The organism is Paenibacillus sp. FSL E2-0201, assembly GCF_037963325.1.
GTDB lineage: Bacteria > Bacillota > Bacilli > Paenibacillales > Paenibacillaceae > Paenibacillus_AQ.
Genome location: NZ_CP150154.1, coordinates 1,912,957 through 1,938,415, shown reverse-complemented (window position 1 = coordinate 1,938,415; position 25,459 = coordinate 1,912,957). Strand labels below are relative to the sequence as shown.

Here is a 25,459-nt window from a genome sequence, read left to right as displayed (position 1 = left end):
AAAATTAAACAAATATGTTCATTAAGAAACATTAAAATGTATTTTCGATAAACAAAGACATTTTATTACAATATATGATAAATAATCACCTATAAAAAAAGCAGGCCAAGGATGATAACCTTGACCTGCCATTATGTTTATTCACATTTTTATCAGAAGAGAACTCTTCTTTCCTTAACCCAAATCGCCTAACTCAATCTGGACAATTCCCCGCTCGTCCTGCACCTCAGCAATCAAATGCATCAAGCTGCCGAACTCTAGCTCCTGAAATTTGCGCGCGGCTGTTTCCCGTTGAAGCTGCCACAAGGCTTCCGTCAACTCGCAGACCACCGGTACATCGCAACGGATTTCAGCTAGCTCTCTCGATAAATGCAGCATATCCAAATCTGCTTCAATTTTGGTACGCACACCCTTAGGAAGCAGATGCAGATTCTCAATTACACCTTCAACTGTGCCGTATTCGGTCAGCAGCTTCAGTGCAGTCTTCTCACCAATCCCTTTTACTCCAGGATAGTTGTCACTGGTATCTCCCATGAAGCCCTTAAGGTCAATCACCTGTCTAGGAGTAAGACCCTTTTCCTCCAGCAGCTCTGCAAGATCATACACTTTATAGTTAGAGCGGCCCTTTTTCATAATTACGACCTTAACGTTCTCATCAATGAGCTGAAGCATATCATGGTCACCCGTCAAAATATATACCTCAGAATTTTCACTGTAACAAGAAGCCAGTGTACCAATGCAATCATCCGCCTCATAGCCTGCAAGACCAATATTCGGAACGCCTAGCTCAGCTACTACATCTTTTACGAGATCAAACTGCGGAATCAGCTCTAACGGCGCTTCAATCCGATTCGATTTGTACCCATCGTATTTCTCGGTGCGGAACGTTCCTTTGCCCATATCCCAGCAGCATACGACATGAGAAGGCTCAAATGTACTTACCGCATCGAAAAAATACTGTAAAAAACCATACACTGCATTCGTCGGTAATCCAGCTTTTGTCTTGCGAATATATCCTCCATAAGAGGTCGCATAAAAGGCCCGGAACAGCAGAGCCATTCCATCTACAAGCATTACACGGCCCTTTGTCTCTGCTCTCATGTATAAACCTCTCCTTTAATCGTTCTATTCATATTACGCATTTGTCCAAGCTATTGCACAAAGAGTATTCTATCAGAAAAAGCCTGATCTGATAAGGGATCATAAAGTTACACATATGGGAGCTTATTCATATCTCTTAAAATAACATAAAAGACCATGGCTCTCAAAATGAGAATCATGGTCTTTTGTTGTTTAATTAAAGACAATTATTCCATAGGGAGCATACGGTCGAGAATGGGGACATCCCTTTACGGGATTATGCCTTGGAGGTATTGGTCCAAGCTTCAGCATATTGATCTTCTTTAAATCCTACTGTAACTTTAACTCCATCGGTGACAATCGGACGTTTATTCAGCATACCATGGCTAGCAAGCAGCTCTAGCTTCTCCTGCTCACTAAGCTGTGCCATTTTGTCCTTAAGACCTAATGCTTTATAGACTTCACCGCTTGTATTAAAAAACTTTTTCAGTTCAAGACCGCTATTGGCCAGCAATTCACGTAATTCTTCAACTGTAGGTGGCTGTTCTGCGATGTGCTGAAGCTCCAGCTCATGACCTTGAGCTTGTAGCCATTTCACCGCGCTGCGGCAGGTGCTGCATTTAGGATATTGATATACTTTTAGTTTGCTCATGTTGTTCTCCTTTAATTGTCGGCTAATAATTCTTAACTACGGGGAATGTTCGGACTTCCCCTGCATTACTTCATAGCCTGAGTATTAATCTTACCTCAAATTCACTATCGGTCCTTGCTCCAGTATCTCCTCCAAGGCCGCCATATCAGGCGGCAAAGGAGCTTCAAAGATCATTTCCTGCAATAGCACTGGGTGCTTGAACGTTAGACGTACCGCATGCAGAGCTTGACGAGGGATAGATGCATCTAGTGCTACAACGGACTCCAACTGTTCGCTTTGAGTTGAAGTCAAATCCGGTAGATTATACAGCTCATGACGATACATGCTGTCACCAATCAAAGGACAGCCGATCGAGGTCATATGGACCCGAATCTGATGCGTACGACCACTCTCCAGCTTCAGTTCAACTTTTGATCCTTGTGTATATACCGCCTTAACTTCGTAACGAGTCAGAGAAGGATATCCATCCGGTGTCACGATACGCCGATGCGGCTCCTCAGGATCACGATCAATAGGTCCGTCAATATCACCGAAAGGCTTGGTAGGGACGCCATGAACAAAAGCAGCATAACGTTTGTCCACAGTGCCGGCAATCATCTGCTCGGAAATATGCTGATGACTATATGGATTCTTGGCGATGACTAACACACCGGAGGTTTCCTGGTCCAGACGATGGACAGGTCGAAAGCGGAACCGTTCATTTTTTTGCGCCCAATAATGAACTACTCCGTTAGCCAGTGTATCGGTGTAATGTCCATGCGTGGGATGTACAATAATACCTGCAGCTTTGTTTACAACAAGCAGATGCTCATCTTCAAATAGAATTTCAAAGGGAATCGGTTGCGGTAAAATATCATCCGAAGTCTCTGTTTCCATGCGAATCTGTACAATATCGCCTGCTTTAACACGTACGCTGATATAAACACGCTCTCCGTTTAATGTAATCCCTTGTTCTGTTTGCTTAAGGCGCGACAACAATTTGCGTGAGACATCCATCCGTTTATGCAGGATCGTCTTCAACAGCCAGTCATCCTCTTCAGGCGGTATGATGTAAGTAATAGGTGAATAATAGCTTGTCATATTAGTCCCGGAACACCTTTTTACTGCGAATATATTCTACATCAGTAATTCCTGCCCGTGTATTAGCCGTTCTAGCCAGCGCAAAGAAATAATCCGATAACCGGTTCAAATAAATAACCGCTTCCGGGTTAATGTCCGCATTTCGTCCAAGTGTAACTGCCCGACGCTCCGCCCGGCGGCAAACCGTACGGCACACATGTAGAACCGAAGCTAGAGGACTGCCCCCAGGGAGGATGAATTTTTCTAGTGGCGGATTCTCTGCTTGAAGATCATCAATCCAGCCCTCCAGCCGTTTAGCCATCTCGCTTGTTACCATATATTGACCACCCTCACCCAGCTTAATAAAAGCCAGATCGGTTCCACAATCGAATAGTTCATGCTGGATTTCCAGCAGCTGCTCGCGTACATCGTCAAACTGATCGTCCTCCATCAGGCTCCGCGCCTGCCCTACAAAGCAATTCAGTTCATCGATGGTTCCGTAGGCTTCAACTCGGACATCGTCCTTACCAACCCGGCCGCCGATCACTGAAGTTTGACCCGCGTCACCTGTACGTGTATAAATCACCAAGGCTTGTTCCTCCTATCCATTCTTCAAATCACATAATGCTAGTTTAAGCTTTCTTATATAAAATTGGCAAATGAAGAATATAGTTAGTAATCGACATCTATACCAAATTGTTTTTAAAGAGCGTAAGGCCATTATTATAGACAATCCGGCCGTCAATCAACGTACCTAGAATAGAAATATCTTTAATGTGAAACGGATCAACAGATGTTGGATCTTCTGCTACTATAGCAAAATCAGCTCGCTTGCCAAGCTCAATCGTTCCTACCTCATCTTCTTCAAAAATCAGTTGTGCCCCGTAAGATGTCATTGCCCGCAGAGCCGTGACTACATCGATTCGCTGCTCCGGACTGAGGATTTTGCCATCGCTAGTTAACCGATTTACGGCTACCCATACTGAGAACAAAGGGGAGATAGGGGTTACTGGATCATCTGAATGAAGCGTAAATAACACGTTATGTTTTGCCGCTTCTGCCAAGGGATTGACTCTTCGCCCCCGCTCCGGTCCTAGAAAAATCTTTTCATGACGGTCACCCCAGTAATACACATGATTGATAAAAAAAGAGGCTGCGACACCTAAGTCATGCATTCGGATCAGATCTTCAGTAGTTGCTGTCTGGGCATGCTCAATCCGGTGACGATGATCGGGACGCGGATTTTCTAGAATTGCCTGCTCAAAGGCATCCAAAATCGAACCTATTGCGCGGTCTCCATTCCCATGAATCGCAATACGAAAGCCTCTATCATGCAAGTCTTTCACTTCAGCGTCTAATTCTTCCTGAGCATGGATGAGATTACCTGACACATCCGGATCATTGAAATACGGCTCACGAAGCGCTCCGGTTAATCCTTGAATAGAACCATCCTGGAACATTTTAGCACTATCTAATGAAGCACGGCCACCTGATCGTTTGCGAATATACGCATCCACTTCATTCGCAGTCATTGAACCCATTTGGCTGCCTTCTCGAAGCCTATCACTCGCGATCATCAATTTCATATGCATAGGTAGTCGCTCTTATTCAATGGCCTTGAAACACAATTCCAAATCATCTATCTCATTGGTCACTCCAATCTTCGCATCTGTATTCGTTGTAATCCCCTGCGATAAATAAGACAACGACTCTTCACTTATTAACGAAAGAAGCTCCTGCTCACTAGGCTCTAGAGCATAAGCACCAACCGCTTGCGCCGTCCCTTCGTAGAGAACTCCATTAAGATGACCCTCCTCGTCCCTACCAAAGCTTCCACCTTCGGGATCAAGGGCTTGCTCATCAACACCTGCCAGTTCCAGAGCTAGAGAGTTAGCAACTCCCAAATGACCGGAAATATGATAAATGATCACTGGATGATCTGGCGCCGCTTCATCAAGTTCTTTTTTGGTAGGATGTCTCATCTCTGATAAGGCAGTATCGTCATATCCAAAACCCACAATCCAGTTTCCTTTCTCTACACTTAAAGCTTTTTGCTTGATACGGAACTGAATATCGGAAATATCACGATTAGGCGGACTTTTACAATCCAGATATTGTCTGAGCATAATAGCGCTGATCATGTGATTATGAGTATCTATAAATCCAGGAAGCAAGGTCGCGCCCTGTAGATCAATACACTGGGTTCTTTCAGTAATATTCACTTCACTTGAGGGTGGCCTCTGTTCTAACCAAATCCCCGTAATTCTTCCGTTAGTAACACCTACAGATCCAGCCTTCTTATTTTCCCCATCTAAGGTCAACACATTTGCATTCACAATCAACAAATCCAAATCAATCATAACAAAAACCTCCTTCATACCTCTCAGCTAGGAACTATAGTGGGAATTACCCCGTTCACCCGCCGTAGGAATCTACTTTAAACCATATTCTCTCCAATTCCGTCTGCAATATTGCGATGTGTGAGCTTAAAAGGAACAACAAAAAGAGGACCCTAAGGTCCTCTTCATCAGCATGTTGCGACGTTATTTTCCAACTGGACGCCCCTTCATGTATTCATTTATCTTGAGATCCAGTAAACTGCTAATTTCAATCACATTATCTGAAGTGAATGATTTTTCCTGCAAAAAAAGTTGCTCCATCTTGGAACGGAGTATTCTAATTTCATCTTCCAGAGAGAGTATGCGAGCAGATGCATCACCCTTGGGGGACAGTTTCCCACTTCCAGAAAAACATTGCCCTCCATAGGAAGGTAAGTAATAATCGGCATTAAGCACAATCATCCCTCCTAAAAGTTTGTACAGCGTTGCTTCTCGTAAGAGCTTTGTACAAAACTCGCTTTAGAAGCATAAGCCTAAAAGTATTATTAAACGCGTGCCACAAAATATCATCAAAGTATAAAAATTAACTTCAAAGCAACGCTTAATTCCAGAGTAAAATACATCCTTGTTAGTTCTATTATAGGGGCTAATTACTCTCAAAGTAAAATAATACCATAGGATTATGAGATAGGCTATAGTCCAATTTTCTCTATTCCATTCTCTCTCGTTCCAATTGTGTGACAAAAGCACCAATGCGTTCTATCGCTTCATTCAGTTGAGATACTGACGTGGCATATGAGCAGCGTAGGTATCCTTCACCACCTAATCCAAAGACACTTCCAGGTACAGCTGCTACCTTATATTCAAGCAACAGACGCTGTGCAAATTGATCAGAAGTCAGTCCCGTTTTGCGCACGCTAGGAAAAGCATAAAATGCACCCTGTGGTTCATGGCACTCCAGTCCGGCATCACGCAGACCTTTAACAATCAGCCTCCGCCGTTGGTTATACGAATCAACCATTCGGTCTTTTTCTTCCATCCCATTCGTCAGCGCCTCAAGTGCAGCCACCTGACCCATAGAAGGAGCACACATCACAGTATACTGGTGAATCTTAAGCATAGCGGAGATTAAATCAGGGTGACCACAAGCATAACCCATTCTCCATCCAGTCATAGCAAAAGCCTTGGAGAAGCCGCTGACCAGAATCGTACGGTCCATCATACCTGGCAATGAAGCAAAGCTGACATGATTAATTCCATAAGTCAATTCTGCATAAATCTCGTCTGAAATTACAATAAGATCATGCTTCTCAACAACCTTGGCGATCGGCTCCCAATCCTCTCGGGTCATAACACTTCCCGTTGGGTTACTCGGGTAGCACAGAATCAGAACTTTAGAGCGTGAAGTAATCTTCGCTTCCAAACTCTCCGCAGTAAGCTTAAAGTTATTCTCTCCAGTCGTTTCAATGCCTACAGGAATTCCCCCGCCAATAGCCGTTATCGGGGAATAGGAAATATAGCAAGGCTCTGGTATAAGAATTTCATCACCTGGCGTGATCAAAGCGCGCAAAGCCAGATCAATGGCCTCACTTCCGCCGACCGTTGCTATAATTTGATTCGCAGGATCATATTCCACTGCAAAACGGGTGTGTAAATAATTCGCAATGCCCTCCCGCAGTTCAGGCATACCTGCATTGGATGTATAACCTGTAAACCCTCTTTCCAGCGAATAGACACAAGCTTCTCTGACATGCCAAGGGGTCTTAAAATCAGGCTCCCCGACTCCAAGTGATATGATATCCTTGCTGCCTGCTGCCAGATCAAAAAACTTGCGAATACCCGAAGGCTGAATCTGCTGTACTAGCGGGGCCAAATAAGAATTCATTGATTTGCTGTCTTCTTCAGTTAGCTGTGTTTTATTCGTGATCATATGATTACTTCCTTTATGGAGAGATCATCAGACGGTTGTCTTCCTCATGCTCCTCGAAGATGATCCCATCCTGTTTGTATTTTTTAAGGGTAAAGTTCGTTTTTGTGGAGAGTACTGAATCGATTGGAGACAGCTTCTCAGAAACAAAGTTGGCCACTTCCCGTAAGTTTCTTCCTTCCACTTCTACTAGAAGATCGTAAGCACCTGACATGAGGTAAACGGATTTCACTTGTGGATACAGGTAGATTCTCTCCGCAATACCTTCGAATCCGCGGCCTCGTTCGGGTGTAATCTGCACCTCGATCAGCGCAGTAACCTTCTCATCATCCACTTTATCCCAGTTTACAACGGCGGCATACTTAACAATTACATGGTCTTTCTCTAATTGCCCAATCGCCGTCTTCACGTCTTCTTCTTCCTCACCAAGCAGCGTAGCTAAGAGTGCAGTAGATCTTCTCGCGTCCTCTTTAAGCAGTTCCAGCACTTTCCTCTTTAGTTCGTTCATTTCCTTCATGCCTTCCCTCCGGATAGTTCGCAAATGACGTTGCGCTATTCATGCGTCGCCCCGCGAAAAGAGTTTAATACTAATATGACATGAATTGAGCATCTCTGCAAACAAAATAACCCCATATGATGTCCGCATAGAAGACTGTGTTTACTCAGCTAAATGGATTTATATACAAAAAACGCCTGTTTATACTGGATCCCTCCGGTATAAACAGGCGTTATTCTTAAAGCGATGCGGCAGGATGCTTCATCCGATAACCAACTTGGTTACATTAAATGAGACGGTTGATGTTGCCCATTCGAATGAAGATGCGCGTTCGTATTGTGAGCAAAGGATCCAGCTTGTCCGGTTTTTTGCTGAACAAATTGTCCGGCTTTTTGCTGCAATTGCTGTGCAGTTTGGAGCTGCTTGTCTACATCTTGGCGCAATGCTTTTGCAGGTGCAGGATACATATTCAGTTGGGACATCTGCGTATAAAGCTCGCCCTGAAGTCGAAGCGTGTTCATGGTCATGTCGTTAAACACCCGACGAACCGCTGGACATGCTGATTCTGTAGCGGCGGTCGCATATTCACGGACCGTCCGCTTCAAGTCACACAAAATGGTGTTCATCAAATCCTCATCTGGCATAAATGCTGCTGAATTTTGTGCGTTCATAAAATAACCTCCTTAAGATTTAATAATGCATTTATTGTGGGCTTGTAGGCGCATATTGCTGATGTTGCTGGATTAACTGAGTAAGTGTAGTCATGTGTTGTGTATGGTTTTGCATGTGCTCCATACAAATTCGACGAACCTGCTCATTCTGTGTTGTCGCAGCTGTGGCCGCGCATTGCTTGAGGAGCAAATCCTCGTTGGAAATGGAGTCGGCAATATATTCCAGTTCTTTTCCGCTTAATGCCTGCATTTGATTTGATTGCATGTGTTGTAGTCCCTCCTTGTAGTTGATCCAAACAGGCTTTAGTATACCGCCAACACACACCATTTATTTGCCCGAGAGCATTAGAGAGATATGACAAAAATAAGAACATGCTGCGAATGAGACGGTAATATGCCGCCCATACTTAATTATGGAACGAATGAAGGAGCGATCAATTTCATGAGACTAAATAGCGGCACCCCCCCTTGGAGAAACACTTTACAAGACCCTCCAACTTATCCCGCGCTAGAGGATACCATACGCTGTGATTGCCTGGTTGTAGGCGCTGGAATGGGCGGAGCAATGGCATCCTATCGCTTGTCGTTAAGCGGAGCGGAGGCTGTTCTGATCGAAAAAAAACGAGTTGGCAGCGGAAGTTCACATGCCAATACTGGTCTGCTGCAAATATCTAACGACAAATCGTTAACCTCATGTATGAACACCTTTGGAGAAAAGAACGGCTTGCTCTTTTATCAGCTATGCCAAGCAGGGGTTAGAAATATTCTGGATCTGCCGGCCAAACTCGATATCGATCCCCAAATCATTCCTCGCAGCAGCCTTTTATATGCCAGTACACATGAGGATGTACCCGCTCTGCGAGAAGAATATGAGAATCTCGTTGCTCACGGATTCGATTCTGATTTCTGGGAAGAGGAAAAAATAGCTTCTGTGTATTCTTTTTCAAAACCCGCTGCGCTTTATTCACGCGGTGATGCAGAGGCGAATCCTTTCCGGACGGTTCACAGCCTGATCGCCAAGGCAGCAATGAATGGTGTACATGTTTATGAGCAAACCGAGGCTAAACGCTATGAATTTACTGAAGATGGCGTAATTTGCCACACAGAGCATGGACGCATCATTGCGAAAAAGGTTATCTTTGCAATGGGCTATGAAACGCAGGAGTTTAAAAAAGACCGGGGCGCTGAGCTGATCAATACGTATGCTGTGATGACAAAGCCTCTGAAGGAATTTCCGAAATGGCATGAGCGCAGCCTTCTTTGGGAAACCGCCCGACCGTATTTGTATTTTCGGACAACACCGGAGGGACGTATTATTGCAGGAGGCAAAGATGAGCCATTGACGGATCCCGAGCGTCGTGATGTCAGAGTAATCTCTCAGAGTCAACGGTTACTGGAAGAGCTGGAAGCTCTGTTTCCTGAAATCAAAGGCATCGAGATTGAATACTCCTGGGGAGCTGTATTCGGCTCCACGCGTGATGGGCTCCCTTATATCGGCCCACATCCCAAGTTCCCTCATTGCTATTTCATCGAGGGTTATGGAGGCAATGGGACGGTGTACAGCATGATTGCTGCGGAGTTATTAACAGATACGATTGCGGGTAAACACCGGCCGGAGCTAGATCTATTCTCGTTGACACGATCAGTTAAACCTTCTCCTTCTCAGAATACGAACGTTAATACACAGAAATGGAATTAAAAAAAGCTTAGTCCCCTTATAGTCAATAAGAGGACTAAGCTTTTTATGATGATACTTATGCTTTATCGGTACTCAGATTACGTACGAGCTGAATACGGTCTTCCTGCGCCAGACTATGCTGTACATGGAAACATGATGGGCACACATAGACATTAAGCGAGAATGGAGATGTTAATACAGGTCCACCCAGTGTAGCCGGTGCAGAAGGCTCGAAGTTGTTAACAAGCTGCTTTCCAGCAAGGATAGTTAATTCATGGCATTGTGTACATTCGGGTGCTTCTTCCTGAATCGCTAAGATACCCGATACACGCTCTTCATACTTATTCAAATCATAATCGTCACCGAATTGATTGAGCGTGTTGTAGATAGGCACTACACTGTCTTTGTCGACGTCGCCCCAAAGATCCTCATCATTAATAACCTCTTGTTTAGGTTCTTCTACAACTTCCTCTTCCTCATCTTCGATGCCGTCTATCCCTACTGTAACAGTACGATATCCGTTAAGTTCATTGTTACAGTGAGGACAATTTTCCTCTGGTCCGAATTCCTCGTCCCATACGATTTCAGTATGACACCAAGGGCACACAGTTGTTTCCATCTTTATAATCTCCTTCTTACTTCACGTTTAAATTTAGTTCATCATTAAATAAATAATACCGGCTGCTATAAAAGCAATGGCTGACACAAACAGAACTCGGGTAAGAATCTTCATGATATCCTCCTAATACCCCACAAAGTGGAGCTGCTCATTTCAAAGCTTGTCCAGATCCATCTGGAATCCTTTGTAGGGAGGTGCAAAACTGCCTATTTTATTTAAAATATAGCTGCACCGATCACATAAGACAATGAAACCGAGATCAGCATTGCTATTAGCCCAACAGCACGGTTATCCGCAGCGATCTCCTCATCAATAGAGAATACCGGGGTTAGAAATTCAAATAAAAAATAGGCAAGCAGCAGCAGTAAAAAACCAACAACCGACCACTTCATCGTCTCATAAATCGAGACACCTGATTCAATACTGAAGCGCAGCACGTTGCAAATTCCGAAGATTTTGCCGCCAGTAGCCATGGCTACCGCCAAGTTTCCCTTGCGAATTTCTTCCCAGCAATTATATTTCGTTACCATTTCAAAAATAGACAAAAATACAACGAGCCCTAGAATTGCCACTGCAAAGTAGCCAAGCAAGGCACCTAGCGGATGACCCAGCAAAAGATCAATATCTCCTTGCACACTCTTCCCTTCTTTCTGCCGGGCAATCCCGCTATTGCAGCTCAGCTACGGTTACGCCTGCGCCGCCTTCATTATAATTTCCAAGCCTATAGCTCTTAACATGTCTATGCTTACGCAAATATTCTTGAATCCCTGTGCGGAGCACACCTGTGCCCTTACCATGAATAATTGAAATTTGGCCCAAATTGCCTAAGAAAGCTTCATCAATAAAACGATCCGTCTCCATGATTGCTTCCTCTAGGTTCGTCCCCCGTAAATCCAGTTCTCTACGAATATTCTCGTCACGGGAACGTTTAACGGTTGTTGCCTGCCGAAGAGGCACCGGTGCAGAGGCTGCCTTAGATGAGAGCAGTTCAAGATCATCCAGGCTCACCTTCATCTTCATGATCCCAAACTGTACTAAAGCCTCTTTAGTGCCGCTTAATTCCACTACAAAACCTTTTTGATTTAAGCTATCTACTTTCACTTCATCACCAGGCCCAATCGTCCGCGGAGTCTTAGCTGGCTTCCGAGTTGCGGCTTTCTTACGCGGTGAAGGTTCCGCTTCATCTAGACGTCTCCGTGCTTCAATCAGCTTATGCTCTTTGACTGAAGCGCCTTCTTCCATAGCTAAGCGGCGCAAATCGCTGATGATTACTTCAGCTTCCTTACGCGCTTTCTCCAAAATCGCACTGGCATCTTTCTCCGCTTTCTCCAGTCGTTTGTCCCGCTGGCTTTCCAGCTTTTCAAGCTCTTGCTGGTGTCTGCTGCGCAGTTCTTCCACTTCACGGCGGATACTCTCTGCTCTCTCATGTTCCTGCTCTGCACCAAGTCGATTCTCTTCAAGAGAAGCAATCATATGCTCCACACGAAGGTCTTCTTCCTTCACTTCACCACGTGCATGCTCCAGAATCGCGCTTGGCAGACCTAATCGCTCTGCAATTGCAAAAGCGTTGCTTCGTCCAGGAACACCAATCAGCAAACGATAGGTAGGACTAAGACTTTGGACATCAAATTCCATGCTGGCATTGATGACCCCTTTACGCTCATAAGCATATGCCTTCAGTTCGCTATAATGCGTAGTAGCGACCATACGGCATTCAGTCCGGTGAATATGCTCCAGAATGGCAATTGCCAGCGCGGAGCCTTCTGCCGGATCCGTTCCTGCACCCACTTCATCAAGCAGAATAAGACTCTTCGGAGTCATTCGGCGCAGAATGGATATAATATTCGTCATATGGCTAGAGAACGTACTCAGACTTTGCTCAATGCTCTGTTCATCGCCAATATCTGCATAAATGGCATCAAAGACACACATTTGACTGCCTTCCTCTGCTGGAATGAACAAACCAGACATCGACATAAGACTCAACAGTCCAATGGTCTTGAGTGTAACGGTTTTACCACCTGTATTAGGTCCAGTTACAATTATCGAGCTATATTGGTTGCCGAGCTCTACATCCAGAGGAACCACATGCTCCGCAGGAATCAGCGGATGTCGTCCTTTGCGCAGCTTCAAATACCCGCGATCATTCATGCGAGGCTGCGTAGCCTTCATATCTCGTGCAAGACGTGCCTTAGAGAAGATGAAATCAAGCTCACCTAAAATATCGATATCATAAGTCATTTCTTCGGCTATATCAGCTACTAGCGCTGTCAACCTATGCAAAATGATCTCAATCTCCCGCTCTTCACGCAGCCGTGTTTCACGCAGTTTGTTATTCATCGCCACAATAGACTCAGGTTCGATAAATAAAGTCGCACCTGATCCAGACTGATCATGTACGATACCACCGAAATGCGCACGATACTCCGCTTTTACAGGAATAACAAACCGATCCCCACGAATCGTTACCAGCTGATCCTGCAGCATTTTAGATACGGAAGAAGAACGAATCATGGAATCCAGCTTCTCACGAATTCGAGTCTCTCCGCCGCGTAATTCACGTCGAATCGTAGCCAATTCAGAGCTAGCTGTGTCAAGAACATCTGCGTTCTCGTCTATGCATAAACGAATGGCATCTTCTACATGTTTTTGCTCTGACAAAACATCGCTGAGTGAAAATAGGAATTCAATCTTCTCCTCCTCATGCATAGCTGCCAGGAAGCGTTTGACTCTTCTTGCTCCGCCAATGGTAGTTCCCACTGCCAGCAGTTCAGTTGTTCCCAGCATTCCGCCTATAGAGGCACGTTTTAGTGCAGCTCGAATATCGCTTATCCCGCCAAATGAAGGAATACCCTTCAGGCGATCTACATTAGCCGCTTCATCCGTGGCTTGAAGTAGCTTTTTCACGCCTTCAAAATCACCGGAGGGTCTTAGCTGCTCCGCAGTCAATCGCCCCATTGAGGTTTGCGTATATTGCATTAATTTATTTAAAATCTTGCGATATTCAAGCGTATGCAAAATTTTGTCGTCCAATTACAGTCACAGCTCCCTTCATAGATGTTTCCATTATACAGAATTCAAGTCAATTTCGCTATTTGGTATAGGATTAAGCATAAAAACAAGTATTAAGGTCACAATAAGAACTGCACATATCCTTAGCTTGGGCCAAAGGAGGTTAGTACATTGAATTTCTTAAGTCATGTGGGTCGTTTTGTTGTAGCAGCGCTTGTTCTGATGGTTGTCGGTTGGATTGTTCCACAGTTCACTATTGGAGGCTTTTGGAGCGCTCTTATCCTTGCACTGGTGATCGCGTTACTCGGCTGGGTTGTCGAAGGAATCTTCGGCAAGAAAGCAACACCCTTCGGCCGCGGTATCGTCGGTTTTATCGTCAGTGCATTAGTCATCTGGGTCGCCCAATTCGTAGTGAGTGGAGTTAGCGTATCCATTCTAGGAGCAATCCTGGCAGCACTGGTCATCGGTATTGTCGACTTGTTTTTACCGGTATCCACCCCGTTCGAAGCGGCAAAGTAACGAAAGCTATCCACAACACAGAACCCCTATTCCCGGTTCTTTTCCGGCAATAAGGGTTCTGTGTCTTTTTTATCCATAAGTCGCAATTTCAGCTCCATCATTGTCAAAAGCATTAACGACTGTATTCTTGCCACGTTTCTTCGCTGCATATAGCGCATTATCCGTTTTGCGGAACAGAATCTCCTTCCCGTCCCCTAGCTGATATTCACATATTCCAATGCTTACGGTGATCGGCTTATTGCCAGCGTGCAAATGCTCTATTCGAGCAATGTTGATCCGTAGTTCCTCTATAGCTTTATAGGCCTCAGAATAACTTTTGTCCGTAAAAATCACTACAAACTCTTCACCGCCGTATCTGGCTGCAAAATCATTAAGTTCGATCATGCCGCCAACCTTTTCCGCAACCGCCTTAAGTACAAGATCCCCTACCCAGTGCCCATATGTATCATTAACCTGCTTGAAATTATCGATATCGAAAAGAGCCAGCTGTAATTTGAGGTTGTTGCTCTCACACTGCTCTAATAATGTATCCAGGTATTCATGAAATGTTTTATGGTTGTACAGCCCAGTGAGCGCATCTGTCTTGAGCAGCTTATCAGAAACAGCCCTCTCCACCATGAGATCTTGGCCTTCCTTCGTTAATCTCTCTAGATTATCACGCGCTTCCCGAGCTCGGATTATTACCGCATGAGCCATCCCTACGAAAATAATAAATACACACTCTACCATTAAGAATTCAAGCAACGGTTTATTCAGAAATATCCGTTCTAATCCAAAATAATTCCCTGCATAAAACACTACGCTGAATATCCCCATAATGTACAGAAGCTTACTATCAAAGTAAATTAGAGCAACCATAATAGGCATCATTAACGTCATCTGCGCACCATCAACATAAGGCTCTAATACAAAATACATAAGATAGGATACTAGAAATCCACAACTGACCACTCCGAGCTTAGGAGAAAGTCTGCTATACCGCAGCCACAGCTCAGCTGCAATCATAAAGATCACAATTAATAAATTGCAAGCTAGAAACAAATGTGATTGCGTTTGTGTGTGGGGAAGGTCAACATTTATCATAAAAAGGATCTCTGAAACCATCATTAGAATGACTATTATCCAGAAGCCTTTTAAAATTCTACGGTGCCAAATCTCTGTTTTTAGCACATCGTTATTATTAATAATCTGTATCCCCTACTTAATCGTTAATATATTCTTTTTTCATTATAATAAATCTAAATTAGATTCACATCAATTTTTTGCAATTTTCGACAAAGTTTGAGCGATCCCTTCGTTCACGGATTATTCACAATTCATCAAAGTGATGACAGAAATTTTAAGTTATGATGTTTACATAATTGTCACATTATTTCTGAGATTGTACTTCCTGGGAGGGGATAAGGATTATGAAGAGAGTTGCAATTCTGCTTTCCATTGTGTTTGTAATAGCTCTCACTGCCTGCAGCAACAGTAACAATAATACAGCAAGTAATAGCGGTAATGAATCTAAGCCAGAAATCGAAGCAGAAACAGAACTCATAATTACGGCTACAAATTACAGCTTTGATCAGGAAGAATATCATTTAAAAAAAGGTGTACCCGTCAAAATTATTTTTAAAAACGATAGCGGCAATCATGGCATCCTTATCCCTGAATTTGAACTCCAGCTTAATAGCAAAAAATCCTCAAAGGTAATTGTTCCGGAAGAAGCCGGCACATTCGAAATGACCTGTTCGATTATGTGCGGTTCCGGACATAGCGGTATGAATGCAAAAATCATCGTAGAATAGATGACTCAATAAAATAGCCGATCGCTAGGGAATTTCCCTACGGTCGGCTATTTATTTACGCTGTGGCCACTAGCATAAACGCCTTCGGCGTCTCTATAAGAATACTAACCATTTAAGCGAGAAATATAAGAAAGGATAGTGTGAGGCTTATACTAACTTATATTTTAGACAAAGAGGGCTAACCTGAAATAGATCTCTCTACGCCTCAGGTACAGCCCTCTTTCTTGCATCCGACATTCAACTATCCTGTTCGATCAGTTGAATCCATTCATTATATTCATTTTGAAGCTTGGCATATTCCTCTTGAAGATTACGATGCTCATCCGTCATCTTCTGTAGCTCATTCTGGTGCATCTCAAACTGGACCTGTAGCAGACGCAGTTGTCCTTGAGCCAACTCATAGTTCTCGCCGACTTCACCAAGCTGCTGAAGCACCTCACTGCGTTCACGTTCAATAGATTCCTGCTTCGCCTCAGCCTCACCGGCCTCCTGCTGCCAAATATCTATCTCTTCGCGCAGCTTCGCTTCTAAATCACTCCACTGCTGCTGCCGCTCGAATAACTCCTCGTACTTGTGCTTCCAGGAAGCTCCGTACGCCTCGGCCTCCTTCAGTACTTCCTGCTGCTCAGCAACAGTAGCAGCGGCTTCACGGCTAGCTTCAGACAGCTCTTCTAAACGTCGTGCTGTCTCTTCTCCTTCTTCCTGCAGCAGCTGATATCTTTCCTGCAGACGTTCGCCATCTTGCAGCACTTCGTCATATTGAGAGATCAGTTCCTCATAGCGTTCACGAAGCGCAGACAGTTCCTTCTGAACCTGTCCACCTTGTTCACGGAGTGCTGCAGTTTCCTCTTCTGCATCTGTACGAAGTTGAACTTGATGATCTAATTGTTGTACTAATCCATCCGCTTGACCACGAAGAACCTCAATCTCCTTCTGAAGTGTCAGTGATTTCTCCTCGGACTCCAGCAGATTCATTTCCAGTTCGCCAATATCATCCATTCGTTTATCCGAAAGCTCTTGCCAATTCGCTGCCTCCGCCATAGATCCAGCGAGTTCTTCCTGAACACGGTGCAGATTATCACTCGTTTCCTGTAATGACTTCCGCAGCTCTGCTGCTTCATTCTGTGACTGCTGATAACGCTGACGCAATTCTTCCAGCTCTTCATTCAACAGCACACCTAACTCAGTAGCCGTACGCAGTTCCTCACTGAGCTGCTCTTCGCGTTTAACCACCGCTTCATATTGTCCGAGCAGCGTTTGACGAGCATCTCGTTCACTCTTAAGACTGGCTTCAGCCGCACGGAGTCTAGACTGAAGTTGTCCTGTTCCACCACGGAGCTCAGCCAGCTGTTTCTCAAGCTCTTGAATGCTTTGCTTATGTCTGTGTTCCTGAGTGCCTTGCGATTGTCGAAGCTCCTTATTCTTAGCAAGCTCCCGTTGTAAAGCTTCCCGCTCTTCAGCCAGTTCCTTGCCTAGCTTCGTTGTTGTATCCTCGAGTTCCTTACCTAATGTCGATTTGGTTTCCTCAAGCTGTTTCTCTAATGTTGACCTGGTCTCGGTTAACTCAAGCTCCAGGGCAGACAAAGTATCTGTCTTCACCTTAATCAGCGTCTCACGGATGTTCTCCAGCTCTAGCAGATGCGCCGTCTTCTGCTCTTCCAATTGCTGCAGACGGATGGCTTCAGCAATCGCTAGCTCCTCTCGATGATTCTCACGAATAGCAGCCTGTTCTGCCTCATAGCTTGCCCGCAGTGCTTGAAGCTCCTGCTCACGCGCAAGCAGCTCCTCTTCCAGCTTCTCTCGCGCAGCTTCAGCCGCTTGGTTTGCCTCCTGAAGCTGGTCCGCATGTACCTTGCGCTCGTTCTCCTGGATCTCCAGATGACGCTTGCGTTCTTCTTCAATCGCAGCAATCAGTCGCTCTGCTTCTTCCTTAGCCGCCGCTTCAAGGCGTTCATATTCTTCTTGTCGCTCCCGCTGAACCTCCAGCAGGCGAGATACTTCCAATCGCAGTTCACTGCGTTCACCTGTCATCATGTTGAGTTCATTTTTAAAATCCTGAACCTGAATAGCCTGCTCCGCCATATGTACTGCTGCAAGCACCGCAATACGCGGCGTATCCAGTCTGGTGTGTGATTTAGAAATCGTGCGCATATGTTCGTCAACATAACGGGCCACTTGTTTCATATATTCAGTGCTGCTTCCGACGAGTTTATAGGAAGTTCCGTATATCTCCACGGCGACACGAGTCCGGTCCATAGCCACAGTTGTGCCCTCCTTTGTATGTGTGCGGATTCTAAGCTAGTCTTACTGTTTCTATTGTAGCTTTTTTCTTAAGCATTTGGCAAAATCCCTTGTAATTCAATAGATTCTCGCTGACATCCTCCGCATTTCACTCTACCCAGAAAAAGCCGCAGCGAATCTCAGTTTCTAAATGGATTCGCTGCGGCTTTACACAATTCCTGCTATTTTCTTAATTCTGCACCAAAAGTTTGTTGAAGGGACGATAATAGCTTATCGTGTACTTCTCCAACCTCTTCATCTGTCAATGTATGTTCACCGTGACGATACAGAAGTGAGATCGCAATGCTCTTCTTCCCACTCTCTAATTTGCCGCCAGTGTACACGTCGAATACCTGAACGGATTGTAGCAAAGTCCCTCCGTTTGCACGGATGGAAGCTAGCAGATCGCCCGCTGGTACAGTTGAATCAACAACCACAGCAATATCCCGTTCCATTCCCGGGAAACGTGGAAGCTCATTATATTGCAGACGGCTGTGCGTGTTATCATACAGCGGCTGCAATAAAATCTCAGCGACATAGGTATCCACTAGATCAAGCTCTCTTTGCAGTTCCGGATGGAGCTGACCCATCGTTCCGATCTTCACACGACCCTCGTCTCCGAGCAGGTACACAGACGCGGAACGTCCAGGATGATATCCTTCTGGACTGTCTCCCTCGTAGATGATTCTGTCTGTAAGACCCAAATAAGCAAACACCGATTCTAGCGCACCCTTCAAATCAAAGAAATCGACAGGCTGTGCTGAAACGTTCCATTGCTTCACGGTTAGGCTACCGCTAAGCAACAAACCCAGCACTGGCAACTCACGCGGCTGGCGAGTCAACTGTTCTTCATCCGTGAAGAAGACATTGCCGATTTCAAACAACGCTAGATCGCTTTGACGACGGTTGGTATTGTAGCTAGCAATATCCAAAAGTTGTGGCAGAAGGCTAGTACGCAGTACACTGCGTTCTTCACTCATTGGCATAGCCAATTTAACCGCTTGTGAGCCTTCTGATAACTCAGGGAACATTTTGCTTTGTGCCGGCTGGATGAAGGAGTAGCCCATCACTTCCTGATAACCGCCATGCGACAACAGGCGACGCAGTTCACGGCGGAGTGATTGCTTATGCGTTAATGCACCTGGCGTTGTAACTCCTTCAATCAGAGTCGTTGGAATATTGTCGTACCCGTACAGACGAGCAATTTCTTCGATAAGGTCAACATCATAGTTGATATCGCCACGTCTAGTCGGCACCTGAACTTCGATCAGCCCTTGTGCAGTATCACCACACTTGAAATGAAGACGTCCAAACAATGTCTTCACTTCTAGCAAGGACAGATCTGTTCCGAGATAACGGTTCAACTTCTCCAAGGACAAAGTCAGTACCTTCTCTTCAGTTGCGACTGTTCCTGCTTGAACAATTCCTTCATGCACAGATCCGCCAGCATAACGTGCAATAAGTACTGCTGCGCGGTTCAATGCAGGAATAACTGCATTTGGGTCCACTTCTTTCTCGAAACGAAGGGATGCTTCCGAGCGAAGCCCCAGTTGACGCGAGGTTTTACGAACAGTTCCTCCATCAAACTTAGCGGATTCCAGAACGAGATTTACCGTTTCAGCAGTAACTTCTGTATCCTGTCCTCCCATTACTCCAGCCAGAGCTACTGCTTTAGCTCCATCAGCGATAACGAGCATATGTGGCTCAAGCTTCCGTTCTTGGCCATCAAGTGTAGTCAGGACTTCACCTTCATGAGCAAGACGAACGCCGAGTTCTCCGCCTTCGATTTTATCTGCATCAAAAGCATGCAGCGGCTGTCCGTATTCGAGCATCACATAGTTAGTGATGTCTACGATGTTGTTAATTGGACGAATCCCTGCCGCCATCAGACGATTCTGAATCCACAGCGGTGATGCTGCAGGTTTAACACCCGAGATATAACGAACAGCGTAGTGACTGCAAAGTTCTTCATTCTCAATCTTAACGGAAATAGATTTAGCAGCTGCTCCGCTGATCTCAATGATTTCACCTGCTGGATTAGGCAATTTAATCTCGCGTCCAAGAATCGCGCTTACTTCATAAGCAGCACCAATCATGCTTAGACAATCTGAACGGTTCGGAGTCAGATCGAATTCCAGAATCTCATCATCTAAACCCAGCAACTTTGAAATATCTTGACCGATCTCTGTTCCCTCTGGAAGCACAAGAATTCCTTCTTGTTGCTCTTTAGGAAGCAATTTATCATTCAGTCCTAATTCTTTAGCTGAGCAGATCATCCCTTGCGATAATACTCCGCGCAGCTTTGCTTTTTTGATATCGAGTCCTGGCAGCTTAGCGCCTACAAGAGCTACAGGAACGGTTTGTCCCGCAGCTACATTTTTTGCGCCGCAGACGATTTGCAGATCTTCACCTTGACCTGCATCCACGATACATATGTTCAGCTTATCAGCATCAGGATGTTTTTCCTTCGATTTCACATAGCCGGTTACGATGCCCGAAATCCCTTTATTGCGGCGCTCTACTCCGTCAATTTCAATGCCGGCAGCGGTAATCTTCTCCGCTAGCTTTTCGGCGGTTACTCCTTCAATCGATGTATAATCAGCCAACCATCCGGTTGATACTTTCATGTCCGCTCACTTCCTTTATGTTTCAGATGTATTTATCTACTTGCCGTTCGATCTGCTTCCAGTCGGAGGCTTGATTAAGAGCTCTCAATTTCAACTGCAAAACACTATTAAGAGCGGTCCCTGCAAGGAATCTTTGGACTTCCGGCCGCTGTTGTCCCCAGATTTCTTGATCTAAACCGCTCTTCGCGGTGGAAATCCGGGGACAAAGCTTATGCTTACGATGCTAGCTTTCCTACGGAAAGCTTTCAGGCGGTCGCTATCGCTCCTACAGTTCCAAAATTCCTTTCCGATCCTAGCTTAATAGGGTTTTTACAACATGAAATCAAATGCTCCAAAATCCATCCTCATAACCCGTCAGCCAGCTCGCCCACCAAAAATCTAAACGCCCTTGAACTGCTTTACAAAACTCATATCGTTGTTATAGAAATGACGAATGTCATCGATGCCGTATTTAAGCATAGCAATCCGCTCAACACCCATACCGAATGCGAAGCCGCTATACTTAGCAGGATCATAGCCACCCATTTCCAGAACATTTGGATGCACCATACCCGCGCCAAGAATTTCTAACCATCCGCTTTGCTTGCACAGTCTGCAACCATCGCCGCCACATTTGAAGCAGCTTACGTCCACTTCAACGCTAGGCTCGGTGAACGGGAAGAAGCTCGGACGAAGACGAATGCCTGTATTCGGGCCGAACATCTCCTGCACGAATTGCTGCAATGTACCTTTCAGGTCACTCATCCGAATGTTGCTTCCGATAACCAAACCTTCGATTTGATGGAACTGGAAGGAGTGCGTTGCATCGTCATCATCACGGCGGAATACTTTACCCGGGCAGATGATTTTAACCGGAACTTCACCATTCATAGCCTGCATTGTACGAATCTGTACAGGAGACGTTTGAGTACGCATGAGCAGATCATCCGTCAAATAGAAGGAATCCTGCATATCACGAGCCGGGTGGTTCTTAGGCAGATTTAAGGCTTCGAAGTTATAATAATCGGTCTCCACTTCAGGACCTTCAGCCACACGGTAGCCCATACCAATGAAAATATCCTCAATTTCCTGAACCACTCTGCTAAGCGGGTGAATGCCCCCTTGCTGCATGCGGCGGCCAGGCAGGGTTACGTCGACTTTTTCAGCCTGCAGACGCTGTTGTGTCTCCTGTTGTTGAAATGCCTCTTGCTTCGCTCCAATAATCTCCTCAATCGCACTACGCACCTGATTCGCTACTTGCCCGATAACCGGACGCTCCTCAGCACTAAGTCCTCCCATACCACGTAGAACTTCTGTAAGCTCACCTTTTTTACCGAGATACTTCACTCTTAGGTCATTCAGAACCTGTGGATCCATAACCTCCTGCAACTTAGCCAGTGCTTCTACCTTCAATGCTTCCAACTTCTCTTTCATGGCCGTGTACAGCCCCCTTCAATCATTGTCTAGTTCAAGCTAAAACGCCTTCGGCGTCCTTTAAGGACGGTATGCGTTTATGCGAGAATTATAAGGAAAAAGTATAGCGTGAAGCTTATACTTTCTTATAATTCAACAAAAAAAGGCCTTTCCTCCCGGTAAGGGACGAAAAGACCGTGGTACCACCCTTGTTAGACAAGCTGATCTGTTCCCCTTAAGAGCTTCATTCCCTCTTTTGGCTGGACAGATACCTATCTCACTTTATACAGAAATAACGGTCTGTGACCGGTTTCCCCTACGCTTCCTTACAAGGCAATCTTAAGGAATTCAAGGAACTGCTCCGGAGTGAACTTCGACAGCTCTGTTTCCTAGAAACGCTCTCAATCACCGGCGTCTCCTCCCTGTAAGTCAGGCACTGTGTACTCTTCTCCATCAATGCATTTCACAATTCAATCTAATTGTCAGGTATCCCTTTAATGTAAGAGATATGTCTATTTATTATATGCAAAATCTGTCGTTTTGACAAGTTCAAGCATAATTAGGGCAATTTTTATCTGGCGTTAAGCTGGCTTTAAGGTTCAGAGCCGTTTTGGGGACTTTTTTTCAGCTAACATTCAGCGGAGCTTGATAATTTCCATTATTAAGAAGGCATGGTTGTACTCAATCATTGACACCTTCATAGTACAAGGAATTTCATACCGGGAGGGAATTACATGCATGCACGAAGAACAAAAGTAGCTGTGATCATGCTTAGCACGGCAGTTCTGAGTCAAGCTACAACGTTCGGAGCGTACGGAGCTTACGCGGCATCGACGGCTACTTCATCCACCAAAACAGCAACTACCACCACCGTATCCACTCTGGATAAACTCGGCTCGATAGCTTTAAAGAGTAACTTTAGCGTGAAGCTGAGCGATGTTGGCTTTTTGACTCAGGATGGCGGCAATATTCTTACATACACACTCAGCTATTACAACGGGACCGGTAGCAGTATCAATCTTGTAGATTATTTCTCTAAAGTTACTACTGCCGGAGGAACAGTTATCCAAGGAAGCCCCGTAACCAGCAGCGCAACCGTCAAAGCCATCCCCTCCAAAAGCAGTCAATCCGTAACCTATTACGTAAACGTCGGTAAATCCACATCTTTAAATGGAACTAAGATCTCATTATTCGGTTGGGATTTCAGCAGCTCCAGCGATTATCAAAAAAAACTGGGAACCTTCACCCTTCCTGCAGCTTTTTCACAAGCGGTCACTAGAGGCCAGAGTAAAAAGATAACCCTGAATAATCAGCCCGTAACAACCAAAGCAGAAAGTCTGCAAATTTACAAATATAACGGTAAGGTGTACGCCAAGGTAGGAGTGAGCTTAACCAATCAGGGGACTAAGATACTCAGTGATCCTGGACTTAAGGGATACCTCTCATCCGCTGGTGGATCTGTATTTGAACTAACACTTGATGATGCGAGCAGTAACTACAAAGTGCAGCCACAAGAAAAAAAGACAATCTACTACATGACGGAAATCCCATCTTATATGAAGACAGACAATATGACTCTGCAATTTGCGGCTGAAGATACCTCATTAAAAATAGTGTTGCCCATCGTCACCTATAACCTTCCCGCCGCTACCACACCGGATCTTCTAGTAGCCGGCAATGTCATCAAGAAGCTTACTATCAATAGCAATACTGTCGAGACGCAGTTAAAAAGCGCTAATGTCTATGCCGACAACGGCACCGCGAAGTGGACGCTACAGTTCCGAGTAAAGAATAGCGGCAACAAAGCAACAACCTTGCCTGCTTACGAGTTCGCCGTTAAAGCCGCTGAAGGATACAGCTTCCCTGTGGACACGAAGGCTTTTGCTAACCTCACACTCAAGCCGCTGGAAGAAAAAATAATCGAGTTCAGCGCAGATATTCCACTAACGATTGCTCAAGGCACGCTGCAGCTACAAATGACTGAACCCGCTGCCGAGGGTAAGATTATTTTTCCTACTGCCTATTATCAGATTCCTTACAAGCTACAAACCAACAATTGGCAGGATACAGAATACGCTGTGGAGAACAGTCACGGCTCATTTGCCGTCAAGCTTGAGAACATCCAGCGGCTGCCTTGGGCAGACAAAGATCAGCTTGTAGCGAAAATCAATATCCGCAACACGAAATCGACCTCTGTGCAGCTTCCTGCTTTTACAAGTGTTATTAAAGCTGGCGAGAGTGATGTCAGCAGTACTTCCCAAGTCATCACAGAAAGTACGCAAACCATACTCGGTCCAAATGAATCCACAAATGTTTATGTCGTGGCCAATGTTCCGTATACGTATCAGTTCAATCAATTAAAAATAACGCTGCAAGAAACCTCCGGCGAAAGCAAAATTAATTTTCTTTCGTTAAGCACAAATCAGTTGGACAGCCGTGTTCAGGAGGTTGCAGCATTAAGTTCCTTCCATATCGAGCTTGAAAGCAAAAAAGCAGAAGTCTTAGAGCGCCGGACAACGGTCTATCAGGGTACAAGCTCCAGTATCATGTACACAGAATTGGAAATGAACAGTGAGGAAACACGTAAATCGGAGCAGGCTCAACTCGTAGCGTATTACAAAACGCCAGACAATCAATATTATGAAGCCGAGGTCAGCCAGTCTACAACTTCCACGAGCCCTAATGGAAAAAATCTGATCACCGTCTGGACTAAGCTTCCACTTGGTGTAGATCCTTCTCAGCTTGTGCTTTATGTCGGTGAAGGGATATCCGAAGGAAAACTCACTGCTCCAGGCGGCAAATCAACGGGGTATATCAATACGGTTTCACTGGGACTAAATAATGTTGCGGTGGAGTCGAAGAGTAATCTTTTGGATGTAGAACTGTTCCCTTATACCCTATCCGTTACAAATGCAGTCGCCACCGTCACCGCTGGTAAAGATACGCTCAGTACAGTCCTAAACTACAACCTGTCAAGCAGTACGCTTTACGAATCGGGCAACTATGAGCACAAGCTTGTACTAGAATTGATCGACCCCCTTGGGCAAACGATGGAAAAGACATTAATGCTTGGCACAGATCTGCCATTAGGTAATTTCAAGTCGTACACCACAACATTCACAAGCAATCTTTACAAAACACTAGACGGTGGCGCGATCCGATTGAATGTATATGACGAATTCCAAGGCCATCGCAATCTGCTGGGAACACAAACCTATGTGGTCGCTTATCAGGCAGCTTCAACCACTTCAAGCAGTAATTCCGCTTCAAACACTGATTCAGGTTCTAACACTCCATCCAGCAATTAGTAAAAGC

General features: G+C 45.1%; 20 protein-coding genes, 1 pseudogene and 1 other annotated feature. Of the genes and pseudogenes, 4 read left to right on the top strand and 17 right to left on the bottom strand.

The window, feature by feature from the left end; all coding sequences use genetic code 11:
* Positions 1–174: 174 nt before the first annotated feature.
* The 10 genes and pseudogenes from NSU15_RS08520 to NSU15_RS08475 form a co-directional block, all read right to left on the bottom strand.
* Positions 175–1,101, bottom strand: coding sequence for a 5'-3' exonuclease H3TH domain-containing protein (locus tag NSU15_RS08520; protein ID WP_042125603.1), 927 nt, complete (start codon positions 1,099–1,101; stop codon positions 175–177).
* Between the two features lie 256 nt (positions 1,102–1,357).
* A complete protein-coding gene (locus NSU15_RS08515) occupies positions 1,358–1,732 on the bottom strand; it encodes an arsenate reductase family protein (RefSeq protein ID WP_042125601.1) in 375 nt (124 codons plus the stop codon).
* A 90-nt stretch (positions 1,733–1,822) separates the two neighbouring features.
* Entirely contained in the window at positions 1,823–2,812 is a 990-nt protein-coding gene (locus NSU15_RS08510; protein ID WP_339289876.1) for an RluA family pseudouridine synthase, read from the bottom strand.
* A gap of 1 nt (position 2,813) precedes the next feature.
* Positions 2,814–3,380, bottom strand: coding sequence for a cob(I)yrinic acid a,c-diamide adenosyltransferase (locus NSU15_RS08505; protein ID WP_042125597.1), 567 nt, complete (start codon positions 3,378–3,380; stop codon positions 2,814–2,816).
* 97 nt (positions 3,381–3,477) lie between these two features.
* Positions 3,478–5,151 (bottom strand): annotated as a pseudogene (locus NSU15_RS08500) (amidohydrolase).
* A 183-nt stretch (positions 5,152–5,334) separates the two neighbouring features.
* Complete coding sequence (locus tag NSU15_RS08495) at positions 5,335–5,523, bottom strand: aspartyl-phosphate phosphatase Spo0E family protein (RefSeq protein WP_052404481.1); 189 nt, start codon at positions 5,521–5,523, stop codon at positions 5,335–5,337.
* Positions 5,524–5,839: 316 nt separating this feature from the next.
* Positions 5,840–7,060, bottom strand: coding sequence for an aminotransferase class I/II-fold pyridoxal phosphate-dependent enzyme (locus NSU15_RS08490; RefSeq protein WP_339289875.1), 1,221 nt, complete (start codon positions 7,058–7,060; stop codon positions 5,840–5,842).
* A 13-nt stretch (positions 7,061–7,073) separates the two neighbouring features.
* Entirely contained in the window at positions 7,074–7,574 is a 501-nt protein-coding gene (locus NSU15_RS08485) for an Lrp/AsnC family transcriptional regulator (protein WP_042125589.1), read from the bottom strand.
* 260 nt (positions 7,575–7,834) lie between these two features.
* The gene (locus tag NSU15_RS08480) at positions 7,835–8,224 is read right to left on the bottom strand and encodes a spore coat protein (RefSeq protein WP_339289874.1); all 390 of its coding nucleotides are present in this window, start codon (positions 8,222–8,224) and stop codon (positions 7,835–7,837) included.
* Between the two features lie 31 nt (positions 8,225–8,255).
* On the bottom strand, positions 8,256–8,489 hold the full coding sequence (locus NSU15_RS08475; RefSeq protein WP_042125585.1) for a hypothetical protein: 234 nt from the start codon (positions 8,487–8,489) through the stop codon (positions 8,256–8,258).
* A 177-nt stretch (positions 8,490–8,666) separates the two neighbouring features.
* Here NSU15_RS08475 and NSU15_RS08470 point away from each other — a divergent pair, with 177 nt between their 5' ends.
* Positions 8,667–9,923, top strand: a complete 1,257-nt coding sequence (locus NSU15_RS08470; RefSeq protein WP_042131980.1) for an FAD-dependent oxidoreductase — start codon at positions 8,667–8,669, stop codon at positions 9,921–9,923.
* Between the two features lie 55 nt (positions 9,924–9,978).
* On the opposite strand, the gene NSU15_RS08465 is transcribed toward NSU15_RS08470, so the two are convergent.
* The 3 genes from NSU15_RS08465 to NSU15_RS08455 form a co-directional block, all read right to left on the bottom strand.
* Positions 9,979–10,521, bottom strand: a complete 543-nt coding sequence (locus tag NSU15_RS08465) for a hypothetical protein (protein ID WP_042125583.1) — start codon at positions 10,519–10,521, stop codon at positions 9,979–9,981.
* Between the two features lie 215 nt (positions 10,522–10,736).
* On the bottom strand, positions 10,737–11,156 hold the full coding sequence (locus NSU15_RS08460; protein ID WP_042125581.1) for a DUF350 domain-containing protein: 420 nt from the start codon (positions 11,154–11,156) through the stop codon (positions 10,737–10,739).
* Between the two features lie 31 nt (positions 11,157–11,187).
* Entirely contained in the window at positions 11,188–13,554 is a 2,367-nt protein-coding gene (locus tag NSU15_RS08455) for an endonuclease MutS2 (RefSeq protein ID WP_339289873.1), read from the bottom strand.
* 150 nt (positions 13,555–13,704) lie between these two features.
* On the opposite strand from NSU15_RS08455, the gene NSU15_RS08450 reads away from it, so the two are divergent.
* Positions 13,705–14,052 (top strand): phage holin family protein, encoded by a 348-nt coding sequence (locus NSU15_RS08450; RefSeq protein WP_042125577.1) that lies wholly within the window; start codon positions 13,705–13,707, stop codon positions 14,050–14,052.
* 69 nt (positions 14,053–14,121) lie between these two features.
* Here NSU15_RS08450 and NSU15_RS08445 read toward each other — a convergent pair whose 3' ends face one another.
* Positions 14,122–15,057 carry a GGDEF domain-containing protein gene (locus tag NSU15_RS08445; RefSeq protein ID WP_339291289.1) on the bottom strand — a complete coding sequence of 312 codons (936 nt, stop codon included), beginning with the start codon at positions 15,055–15,057 and terminating at the stop codon, positions 14,122–14,124.
* Between the two features lie 404 nt (positions 15,058–15,461).
* Between NSU15_RS08445 and NSU15_RS08440 the strand changes: the two genes are divergently transcribed.
* Complete coding sequence (locus tag NSU15_RS08440) at positions 15,462–15,845, top strand: cupredoxin domain-containing protein (RefSeq protein WP_331281360.1); 384 nt, start codon at positions 15,462–15,464, stop codon at positions 15,843–15,845.
* A gap of 237 nt (positions 15,846–16,082) precedes the next feature.
* On the opposite strand, the gene zapA is transcribed toward NSU15_RS08440, so the two are convergent.
* From zapA to pheS, 3 genes are all read right to left on the bottom strand, one after another.
* Positions 16,083–18,101: a cell division protein ZapA gene (zapA, locus tag NSU15_RS08435; protein WP_339291287.1), complete on the bottom strand. Its 2,019-nt coding sequence runs from the start codon at positions 18,099–18,101 to the stop codon at positions 16,083–16,085.
* Positions 18,102–18,307: 206 nt separating this feature from the next.
* Positions 18,308–20,752: a phenylalanine--tRNA ligase subunit beta gene (pheT, locus tag NSU15_RS08430; RefSeq protein ID WP_076120825.1), complete on the bottom strand. Its 2,445-nt coding sequence runs from the start codon at positions 20,750–20,752 to the stop codon at positions 18,308–18,310.
* Positions 20,753–21,130: 378 nt separating this feature from the next.
* A complete protein-coding gene (pheS, locus tag NSU15_RS08425) occupies positions 21,131–22,165 on the bottom strand; it encodes a phenylalanine--tRNA ligase subunit alpha (protein WP_042125570.1) in 1,035 nt (344 codons plus the stop codon).
* Positions 22,166–22,323: 158 nt separating this feature from the next.
* Positions 22,324–22,610, bottom strand: a binding site (T-box leader).
* A gap of 268 nt (positions 22,611–22,878) precedes the next feature.
* On the opposite strand from pheS, the gene NSU15_RS08420 reads away from it, so the two are divergent.
* A complete protein-coding gene (locus NSU15_RS08420; protein ID WP_076120827.1) occupies positions 22,879–25,452 on the top strand; it encodes a hypothetical protein in 2,574 nt (857 codons plus the stop codon).
* The last annotated feature ends 7 nt before the right edge of the window (positions 25,453–25,459 follow it).